The following is a 9,847-nucleotide window of genomic DNA, read 5'->3' as shown; positions in this document are numbered from 1 at the left end:
CGATCGCGAGCGTCTTGGTGAAGCCCTGCAGGCCGGCCTTGACGGCCGAGTAGTTGGCCTGGCCGCGGTTGCCGAGCGCACTCGTCGAGGAGAGGCTGACGATCCGGCCCCACCGCGCCTCGACCTGGTGGCGCTGCACCGCGCGCGTCATGAGGAACGCGCCGCGCAGGTGCACGGCGACGACGCGATCCCAGTCCTCGTCGGTCATCTTGAAGATGAGGTTGTCGCGGAGGATGCCGGCGTTGTTCACGAGCACGGTCGGGGCGCCGAGGCCGTCCACGACCGCCTCCACGGCCCGCTCGACCTGCTCGGTCACGGTGACGTCGGCGCCGATGCCGAGCGCCTGCCCGCCTGCGGACCGGATCGCCTCGACGGTGTCCTGCGTCGCGTCCTCGGCGAGGTCGATCACGCCGACGGCGAAGCCGTCCGCCGCGAGCCGCCTCGCGGTCGCCGCCCCGATCCCTCGGGCGGCGCCCGTCACGATCGCGACCCGTTGCGTGGGGGAGTCGGTCATCGGTTCATGTCCTCTCGTCGAAGGTGATCAGCTGGCGCAGCGCCTCCCCGGAGGCGAGTGCGTCCATGGCCTCGTTCAACCCGGTCAGGGGGAGCTCCGCGGACACGAGCCGCTCGACCGGCAGGCGGCCCGCGCGCCACAGGTCGGCGTAGATCGGCACGTCGCGAGCGGGCACGGATGAGCCGAGGTAGCTGCCGACGACCGTGCGGGCCTCCGCCGTCACGGTGAGCGGCGCGATCGAGGCGCGGGCGGCGGGCGAGGGGAGCCCGACCGTCACGGTCGTGCCGCCCGGCGCGGTGGCGGCGAAGGCGGTCTCGAAGGCCCGAGCGGACCCGGCCGCCTCGATCACGACCGGTGCGGTGGCTCCGTCGAGCGAGTCGGGCGTCTCGACCCGGGAGGCGCCGAGTGACCGCGCGATCTCGAGCTTGGCCGGAACGGCATCGACTCCGATCACCGGGTGCCCGAGCGCCACCGCCACGAGCACGGCGGCGAGTCCGACGCCGCCGAGGCCCACCACGAGGATCGGTTCCCCGGGCTGGACGCCGGAGGCGTTCCGGACCGCGCCGCCGCCGGTCAGCACGGCGCAGCCGAGCAGCGCCGCGACCTGCGGCGGCACGTCGGCCGCGACCGGTACGACGGAGCGGCGGTCGACGACGGCATGCGTCGCGAACGCGGACGCGCCGAGGTGGTGCGCGACCGGCCGCCCGTGCCGGGAGAGCCGGGTGCCTCCGCCGAGCAGCTCGCCCGCGCCGTTGGAGGCGGAGCCGCGCGCGCACGGCAGGCGGCCGTTCGTCGCGCACGCGGCGCACTCGCCGCAGCGCGGCAGGAAGGTGAGCACCACCCGGTCGCCGACGGCGATGTCCGAGACGGCGGCGCCGGCCGCCTCGACGATGCCGGCCGCCTCGTGGCCGAGCAGCATCGGTACCGGCCGCGGCCGGTTCCCGTCGACCACGGACAGGTCGGAGTGGCAGAGGCCCGCGGCCTCGATGCGCACGAGCAGCTCGGTCGGCCCCGGCTCGGCCAGATCGAGGTCGCCGATGGTGAGCGGACGGGACTCCCGGTAGGGCGCCGGACGACCGACCTCCTCGAGCACCGCGCCCGTGATCCGCATCCCTGCCTCCCTGTCGCGGCCATCCTATGCACCCTCGTGCATCACTCTCCCGGACGTTGCAGTGCCCGGGACGCCGCTTTCACGCGGCGAGCGGCGGGGATTTGCGTGCGGATCCGGCTACCGTCGGAGTTCGTGACCGACGACGTCCGCACCATCGAAGCCCCTGCCGTCCGAACCGAGACCGACAGTCTCGGCACCGTCGACATCCCGGCGGACGCCTACTGGGGGGCCCACACGGCACGGGCGCTCGAGAACTTCCCGATCTCGGGCCGCCCCATCTCGATCCACCCCCGCCTGATCGACGCGCTCGTGATCGTCAAGCAGGCGGCGGCGCGCGCGAACCGCGAGATCGGGGTGCTGCCCGCCGACAAGGCCGAGCTGATCGAGCGGGCGTGCCGCGAGATCCGGGACGGGCGCTTCCACGACCAGTTCGTCGTCGACGTCATCCAGGGCGGCGCCGGCACATCGACGAACATGAACGCCAACGAGGTCGTGGCGAACGTGGCGCTCGAGCTGGCAGGCAGGCCCCTCGGCGACTACGCGTTCCTCAACCCGATCGACGACGTCAACCGCAGCCAGAGCACGAACGACGTGTATCCGACGGCGGCGAAGATCGCGATCGCGATGGCCCTGTCCGACTTCCTGGTCGAGCACACCGCGCTCCGCGACTCGTTCGCGGAGAAGGGCCACGAGTTCCATGACGTGCTGAAGGTCGGCCGCACCCAGCTGCAGGACGCCGTGCCCATGACCCTCGGGCAGGAGTTCCACGGCTTCGCCACGACGCTCGGGGAGGACGAGGACCGGATCCGGGACGTGCTGCCGCTGCTCCGCGAGATCAACCTCGGCGCGACCGCGATCGGCACCGGGATCACCGCCGATCCCCGGTACCCGAGCACCGTGCGGAAGCATCTCAGCGAGCTGCTCGGTGAGGAGTACGAGACCGCGCGCGACCTCGTCGAGGCGACGAGCGACACCGGGGTCTTCATGCAGATGTCGGGCGTGCTGAAGCGGGCCGCGATCAAGCTGTCGAAGATCTGCAACGACCTGCGCCTGCTGTCGTCCGGCCCGCAGGCGGGCTTCGGGGAGATCGTGCTGCCGCCGCGACAGGCCGGCTCGTCCATCATGCCGGGCAAGGTGAACCCGGTCATCCCCGAGGTCGTGAACCAGATCGCGTTCGCCGTCGTCGGTCACGACGTGTCGGTGACGATGGCCGCGGAGGCCGGACAGCTGCAGCTGAACGCCTTCGAGCCGCTGATCCTGCACTCGATCCTCACGAACGTCTCCTGGCTCATGGCGGGATGCCGCACCCTGCGGGTCAACTGCGTCGACGGCATCCAGGCGAACATCGCCCGGCTGGACTCGATGGTGCGCACCTCCGTCGGCGTCGTCACCGCGCTCACGCCCTACATCGGCTACGCGGCCGCGTCGGCCCTCGCGAAGGCCGCGCTGCTCACCGGACGCAGCGTCGCGGACCTCGTCGTGGAGGCCGGGCTGATGACGCGGGACCGCGTGGAGTACCTCACGTCACCGGCGCGCCTGTCGGGCATGGACGCGGGGACCGGTCCGGTGCCCGTCGTCGGTTCCGAGGGCGTCGCGCAGGCGCTGCTGTCGCCGACCGAGGCCGACTCGATCTAGATCGACGTCATGCCCCCGAGGGCACGGCCCGCCGGGCGGTGCCGGTCGAGCGCAGGCCGGACACGTAGCCCTGCCGGCGTCCGTAGCCGGAGAAGGACCGGCGGTCCCGGCGGGACCTGAGGCGCACGTGGGTGTCGACCCAGTCCCGCACCTCCGCCTCGCGCGAGGCGACGACCAGGGCGGTGCCCGTCCGAGCGACGGCCTCGTCCCGGGCGGCGCGGAGCCGCTCGGCCGCGCCGGTACCGAACGCCTGCACGAACGCGCAGCGCGCGAGGTGCGCGTCGTACCTCGGGATGTGGCGGTGGGCCGGGTCGCCGCGCCACCACGTGCGCACCGCGATCTCCGCCTGCGTCCGCAGGGACTCGAGGAGGGGCAGCGCCAGCGCCACGTCCGACCGGAAGCCCGTGACGCTGAGCAGGACGTGCGGCGCCGCCTCCGGGTCGCCGACGCGCGCGCCGGGGGAGCGCCGGTCGGAGTAGTAGGACACGAGGCCGAGCGTCTGCGCGACGCGGGCGAGGCCCAGCACGACGTCGAGCGCCACGCCGCCCTTGCCGCCGCGCACGGTGATCGAACCGGTCTCGATCGGCTCGTGCGCGGCGCGCCTGGCGCCGTCGACGTCCAGCATGAGCCGGTCGATGGCGTGCTTGGCGAGCAGTCGCTCCGCCTCCCGCCCCGCGGTGTCGCGTTCCGACTGCGTCGCCCCCGGGTCCTGCGACACCCGCAGGAAATGCGCGATGCGCGCCTCGACGTCCATCTTCTCGGCCATGTGCCCTCCTGATCACGGTCCGGCACGGACGGGGGAACCCCACACCATGCCTCCGACATCGGGTGCGGGGGCCGGAGCCGCGCCGATACGGTGGATCGGTGCAGGCGACGATCCCGGGCCCGGCCATCCGGCTCGCCACGGCCCGCGACGCGGCGGCGCTCGCCGAGGTCGCGGCGGTGACCTTCCCGCTCGCGTGCCCGCCGAGCACCACGAAGGAGGCGAGCGACGCGTACGTCGCCGCGAACCTCGCCGAGGCGGACTTCCGCACCCACCTCACCGACCCCGAGCGGGTGCTCGTGGTCGCCGATCCCGGTGACGGCGCCCCGCTCGACGGCTACACGATGCTCGTGCTCACCGAGAGCACCGACCCCGACGTGCAGGCCGCGCTGCGCATCCGGCCGACCAGCGAGCTCTCGAAGTGCTACGTCCGGGCGGACGCGCACGGCGCCGGCACCGGCGCGGCCCTGCTCGCGCGCACGCTGTGGGAGGCGCGCGCCCACGGCGCCGCCGGCATCTGGCTCGGCACCAACACGGCGAACGCCCGTGCGATCCGCTTCTACGACAAGCACGGCTTCACGAAGGTCGGGCACAAGCGGTTCAAGCTCGGCGACGGCTACGAGGAGGACTTCGTGCTGGAGCGCCCGTTGACCTGAACCGCGTCCGGACGGTCGGGGCCGACGCGCCAGGATGGACCCGTGAATGCGATCGACGCGTGGTGGAAGCAGGCCGTCGTCTACCAGATCTACCCCCGGAGCTTCGCGGACGCGAACGGTGACGGCATCGGCGACCTGGGCGGGATCCTCGAGCACCTCGACCACCTGCAGACGCTCGGCGTCGACGTGGTCTGGCTGTCCCCGATCTACCCGTCGCCGCAGGCCGACAACGGCTACGACATCAGCGACTACCAGGACGTCGATCCGCTCTTCGGGACGCTCGAGCAGCTCGACCGGCTGATCACCGGCCTCCACGAGCGCGGCATGACGCTGCTCATGGACCTGGTGGTGAACCACACGTCCGACGAGCACCCCTGGTTCGCCGCCGCCCGCTCGAGCCGGGACGACCCGAAGCGCGACTGGTATCTCTGGCGCGACGCCCGCGACGGCGCCGAGCCGAACAACTGGGGTTCGTTCTTCTCCGGATCCGCCTGGGAGCTCGACGCCCGTACCGGCCAGTACTACCTCCACCTCTTCGACCGGAAGCAGCCCGATCTGAACTGGGAGAACCGTCAGGTGCGGGAGGCCGTCTACGCGATGATGCGCTGGTGGCTCGACCGCGGGGTCGACGGCTTCCGGATGGACGTCATCAACTTCCTCTCGAAGGAGCAGGACTTCGCCGACGCGCCGCCCGTCGCCGGCGAGCGCTACGTGAACGCGTTCGCGATGATCGCGGACGGCCCCCGCATGCACGAGTTCCTCCAGGAGATGACGCGGGAGGTGTTCCAGGGCAGGGACGAGCAGTACCTCACCGTCGGCGAGATGCCGGGCGTGACGACCCAGGAGGCCGTGCTCTACACGGATCCGGCTCGGCACGAGGTCGACATGGTGTTCCAGTTCGAGCACGTGAGCATCGACCACGGCGCGAACAAGTGGGACTACCTCGGCCTCGACCGCGTCGCGCTGAAGCAGTCGTTGCACCGCTGGCAGGTGGCGCTCGCCGAGCGCGGCTGGAACAGCCTCTACTGGGACAACCACGACCAGCCTCGCGCGGTCTCCCGATTCGGTGACGACGATCCCGCCTACTGGGCTGCGTCCGCGAAGGCCCTCGGCACGATCCTGCACGGCATGCGGGGCACCCCGTACGTCTACCAGGGCGAGGAGCTGGGGATGCGGAACTTCCCGTTCGCCTCACCGGATCAGTTCCGCGACGTCGAGGCCGTGAACCACTGGAAGGACGTGCTCGCCCAGGGGCGGGACCAGGGCGCCGCGCTCCGCGACATGCGTGCGGTGGCCCGCGACAACGCCCGCACGCCGGTGCAGTGGGACGCGACGGCGACGGCGGGGTTCACCACGGGAACACCCTGGCTTCCCGTCAACCCCGACCACACGTGGCTGAACGCGGCCGCGCAGGTCGGGCAGGACGGGTCCGTCTTCGAGCACTACCGCGCCCTGATCCGGCTGCGGCACGAGCACGCGATCTTCGCCGACGGCGACTTCGCGGGCGTGCTCGAGAACGATCCGGAGCTGTGGGCCTTCACGCGCTCCACCGACACGCAGCGGATGCTCGTCGTGGCCAACTGCGGCCGCACGCCCAGGGAGATCGAGCTCGGGGACGGCTGGACCGGAGCGCGGCTGCTGCTCGGCACCCACGAGGGCACGGCGGACGAGCTCCGCGAGGGCCGCCTCGGGCTCGCGGCGTGGGACGCCCGCATCTACCTGCTCGGCTGACCGCGTTCACCCGGGGTACAGCGAACACTCGAGATCCTCGGCGACCGCGTGCCTACCGTGGCCGCCGTGACCGACCAGTACACGTTCCAGGACCCGACCAGCCAGTACCCGAAGCCCGACGACAGCTGGAAGCAGGAGCAGCCGGGCGCCGGCCTCGAGCAGCGCATGCATCCCACCCCCGACGCCGGTGAGTCGACCTATCGCGGCACCGGCCGGCTGACGGGTCGCAAGGCGGTCGTGACCGGCGCCGACAGCGGCATCGGCCGAGCGGCCGTGATCGCCTTCGCCCGTGAGGGCGCCGACGTCGTGCTCTCCTACCTGCCCGAGGAGGAGGACGACGCGCGGGAGGTGGTGAAGCTCGTCGAGGCGGCGGGCCGCACGGCGATCGCCTGCCCGGGCGACCTGAAGGACGAGGCCTACTGCCAGAAGCTCGTGCAGACCGCGGTCGACGAGCTCGGCGGGATCGACCTTCTGGCCAACGTCGCCGGCAAGCAGCAGAACCAGGAGTCGATCCTCGACATCACCACCGAGCAGTTCGACGAGACCTTCCGGACGAACATCTACGCGATGTTCTGGCTCTGCAAGGCGGCCGTGCAGCACATGCCTCCGGGCGGCACGATCATCAACACCACCTCGATCCAGGCGTACGAGCCGAGCCCGATCCTCGTCGACTACGCGAGCACGAAGGCCGCGATCAACGCGTTCACGAAGGGCCTCGCCGGTCAGCTCGCCGAGAAGGGCATCCGCGTCAACGCCATCGCCCCCGGGCCCATCTGGACGCCGCTGCAGCAGGCCGGCGGCCAGCCGGAGGAGGCGCTGTCGTCGTTCGGCACCCAGACGCCGATCGGCCGCCCCGGCCAGCCCGCCGAGCTGGCGCCGGCGTACGTGTTCCTCGCCAGCGCCGAGTCCAGCTACGTGTCGGGCGAGACGCTCAACGTGAACGGCGGCATGCCGACGCCCTGAGCGTGCGGCCGGCGCGCGACGCGGCCGAGTCAGCCGAGCGAGGCGATGGCGTCGGAGATCGCCTCCTCGCCGCTCGTCAGCTCGAACTGGAGCCCGATCGTCGAGTCGTCCTCGAGGACGGCGACGAGCACCGCTGCGACGTCCGCGCGGGAGACGTCGCCACGGGAGACGCGCGGCGCCATCCGCACGGCGTCCGTCGCCGGGCCGTCGGTGAGGCGTCCCGGTCGCACGATCGTCCAGTCGAGGTCGCTCGCCCGCAGCGCCTCGTCCGCATCCCGCTTCGCCTCGACGTAGGCCTGCCAGACCGGATCGGTGTCGTCGGGCAGCGGCTCGTCGACGCCCATCGCGGACACCTGCACGAAGCGGCCGATGCCGGCCTGCTTCGCGGCCGCGATCGACTTCAGCGATCCCTCGAGGTCGACGGTGCGCTTGCGTTCGGCGTTCCCGTCCGCACCGCCGCCCGCGGCGAACACCACGGCGTCGGCGTCCCCGAAGGCGTCGACGAAGTCGCCGACGTCGCTGCCCTCGATGTCGAGCAGGTACGGGACCGCGCCGGTCGCCTCGACGTCGGCGCCGTGATCCTGGTTGCGGATGAGGGACCGCACGACATGGCCCTGCTTGCCGAGGGCCGAGGCGGTCAGCAGGGCGACGCGGCCGTGGCCGCCGACGATCACGAAGGTGCTCACGCGGGCACGATAGCCAGCCGGGATGGGCGCTCGCCCGACGGGAATGCACGCCCCCATGAGCCGGTTGATCCCTGCATGGCTACGCAGACCCTCACGCTGGAGAACCACAACGAGACGGTCGAGAAGGGCACCGTCCTGATCGACTTCTGGGCCGCATGGTGCGGTCCGTGTCGTCAGTTCGCACCCGTCTTCGAGCAGTCCAGCGAGCAGCACCCCGACATCACCTACGCCAAGGTGGACACCGAGGACCAGCAGCAGCTCGCGGGCATGTACGGCATCACGTCGATCCCCACGCTCGTCGTCTATCGCGACGGCATCCCGGTGTTCGGTCAGCCCGGTTCGCTGCCCGGTCAGGCGCTCGAGTCGCTGATCGAGCAGGTCCAGGCGCTCGACATGGACACGGTGCGCGAGCAGTGGGCGGCCCAGCAGGCCGAGCTGCAGGCCGAGCTGCAGGCCGAGGACGCCGACGTGCAGGCCTGACCCCAGTCCGTCTCCCGAAGGGCCCGTCCGGAGCGCTCCGGACGGGCCCTTGCCTGTCTGCCCACGCATCCTGAAACCGCGCCCAGACTGCGTGGCGCAGGCTGGTTGCTCGTGACTGACACGACGACCATCCCCGACACGTTCGCCCTCGGCGACCTGACCGTCCACCGCCTCGGCTTCGGCACCATGCAGCTGACGGGCCCCGGCGTCTGGGGCCCGCCGAAGGATCACGACGAGGCGGTCCGGGTGCTGCGGCGCGCGGTCGAGCTCGGCGCCGACTTCATCGACACGGCGGACTCGTACGGCCCGTACGTCGCGGAGGAGCTGATCGCGGAGGCGCTGCACCCCTACCGGGACGGCCTCGTCATCGCGACGAAGGCCGGTCTCACGCGAACGGGCCCGAACGTGTGGCCGCCGGTCGGGCGCCCCGAGTACCTCCGGCAGGAGGCGCTCATGAGCCTCCGCCGGCTGAAGCTCGAGACCATCGACCTGTTCCAGCTGCACCGGATCGACCCGAAGGTGCCGCTCGAGGACCAGGTCGGCGAGCTGAAGGCGCTTCAGGACGAGGGCAAGATCCGCCACATCGGGCTCTCCGAGGTCAGCGTCGAGGAGCTGCAGGAGGCGCAGAGGATCGCGACGATCGTCTCGGTGCAGAACCTGTACAACCTGGCGAAGCGGGACGCCGAGCCGCTGCTCGAGCACGCCGAGGCGAACGGGATCGGGTTCATCCCGTGGTTCCCGCTCGCCACGGGTGAGCTGGCGAAGCAGGGCGGCACGCTCGACGAGCTCGCCAGGAAGCACGACGCGTCGCCGTCACAGCTCGCCCTCGGCTGGCTGCTGCACCGCTCGCCGGTGATGCTGCCGATCCCGGGCACCTCGTCCGTCGCTCATCTCGAGGACAACATGCGGGCGGCGGATCTGCACCTGTCGGCCGAGGAGGTCGCGGAGCTCGAGCAGGCGGTCTAGCGCCGTCGCTCAGTCGGCGATGCGCTCCGGCCGGATCCCGTAGACGAACACGCGCGGCACCAGTCGCGCGACGGGTCCGGCCAGGAGCGCCCGCACCGGGGCGGGCGGCAGCAGCGATCGGCCGGCGGGGGTTCGAGTCATGGCGAGCACCCGGTTCTGGGCGAGCACCTGGATCCGCTGCGTCACGTCGGCGGGCAGCCGCCGCCGCCGCTCCACCCGGTCGACGATCGCCGGGTTGAGCGTCCGGGAGAACCGGCTCGGATCGGCCTGGGCTCGCAGCAGGTCCGGGCCGAGCAGGTTCGCGGTCGCGACCGCGTCGCCGACGGCGAGGTTGATGCCGAT

The 9,847-nt window shown here is 71.9% G+C and carries 10 protein-coding genes and 1 pseudogene; 6 read left to right on the top strand and 5 right to left on the bottom strand.

What is annotated here, in order from left to right:
- Nucleotides 1–514 (bottom strand): SDR family NAD(P)-dependent oxidoreductase (locus JWQ92_RS01320; RefSeq protein WP_297342650.1); only part of this gene is annotated, 514 nt, incomplete at its 3' end.
- 4 nt (nt 515–518) lie between these two features.
- Entirely contained in the window at nt 519–1,625 is a 1,107-nt protein-coding gene (locus tag JWQ92_RS01315; protein WP_297342649.1) for an alcohol dehydrogenase catalytic domain-containing protein, read from the bottom strand.
- Between the two features lie 132 nt (nt 1,626–1,757).
- Here JWQ92_RS01315 and JWQ92_RS01310 point away from each other — a divergent pair, with 132 nt between their 5' ends.
- Nucleotides 1,758–3,260, top strand: coding sequence for an aspartate ammonia-lyase (locus tag JWQ92_RS01310; RefSeq protein WP_297342648.1), 1,503 nt, complete (start codon nt 1,758–1,760; stop codon nt 3,258–3,260).
- A 7-nt stretch (nt 3,261–3,267) separates the two neighbouring features.
- On the opposite strand, the gene JWQ92_RS01305 is transcribed toward JWQ92_RS01310, so the two are convergent.
- Nucleotides 3,268–4,026, bottom strand: a complete 759-nt coding sequence (locus JWQ92_RS01305; protein ID WP_297342647.1) for a hypothetical protein — start codon at nt 4,024–4,026, stop codon at nt 3,268–3,270.
- A gap of 98 nt (nt 4,027–4,124) precedes the next feature.
- Here JWQ92_RS01305 and JWQ92_RS01300 point away from each other — a divergent pair, with 98 nt between their 5' ends.
- The 3 genes from JWQ92_RS01300 (at nt 4,125) to JWQ92_RS01290 (ending at nt 7,373) form a co-directional block, all read left to right on the top strand.
- Nucleotides 4,125–4,679 (top strand): N-acetyltransferase, encoded by a 555-nt coding sequence (locus tag JWQ92_RS01300; RefSeq protein ID WP_297342646.1) that lies wholly within the window; start codon nt 4,125–4,127, stop codon nt 4,677–4,679.
- Nucleotides 4,680–4,721: 42 nt separating this feature from the next.
- Complete coding sequence (locus tag JWQ92_RS01295) at nt 4,722–6,410, top strand: alpha-glucosidase (RefSeq protein ID WP_297342645.1); 1,689 nt, start codon at nt 4,722–4,724, stop codon at nt 6,408–6,410.
- A gap of 66 nt (nt 6,411–6,476) precedes the next feature.
- Complete coding sequence (locus tag JWQ92_RS01290) at nt 6,477–7,373, top strand: SDR family oxidoreductase (protein WP_297342644.1); 897 nt, start codon at nt 6,477–6,479, stop codon at nt 7,371–7,373.
- Nucleotides 7,374–7,402: 29 nt separating this feature from the next.
- Here JWQ92_RS01290 and JWQ92_RS01285 read toward each other — a convergent pair whose 3' ends face one another.
- Entirely contained in the window at nt 7,403–8,059 is a 657-nt protein-coding gene (locus JWQ92_RS01285) for an NAD(P)-binding oxidoreductase (protein WP_297342643.1), read from the bottom strand.
- A 75-nt stretch (nt 8,060–8,134) separates the two neighbouring features.
- On the opposite strand from JWQ92_RS01285, the gene trxA reads away from it, so the two are divergent.
- Both trxA and JWQ92_RS01275 read left to right on the top strand, forming a co-directional pair.
- Nucleotides 8,135–8,539: a thioredoxin gene (trxA, locus tag JWQ92_RS01280; protein WP_297342642.1), complete on the top strand. Its 405-nt coding sequence runs from the start codon at nt 8,135–8,137 to the stop codon at nt 8,537–8,539.
- Nucleotides 8,540–8,650: 111 nt separating this feature from the next.
- On the top strand, nt 8,651–9,505 hold the full coding sequence (locus tag JWQ92_RS01275; protein ID WP_297342641.1) for an aldo/keto reductase: 855 nt from the start codon (nt 8,651–8,653) through the stop codon (nt 9,503–9,505).
- Nucleotides 9,506–9,514: 9 nt separating this feature from the next.
- On the opposite strand, the pseudogene JWQ92_RS01270 reads toward JWQ92_RS01275, so the two are convergent.
- A pseudogene (locus tag JWQ92_RS01270) lies at nt 9,515–9,847 on the bottom strand (FAD-dependent oxidoreductase); the annotation flags it as partial.

The sequence above is a fragment of the Amnibacterium sp. genome (assembly GCF_025463795.1).
In the GTDB taxonomy this organism is placed as follows: domain Bacteria; phylum Actinomycetota; class Actinomycetes; order Actinomycetales; family Microbacteriaceae; genus Amnibacterium.
Note: the sequence above shows the minus strand (reverse complement) of the source record. Positions and strands in the feature narration are given on the sequence as shown.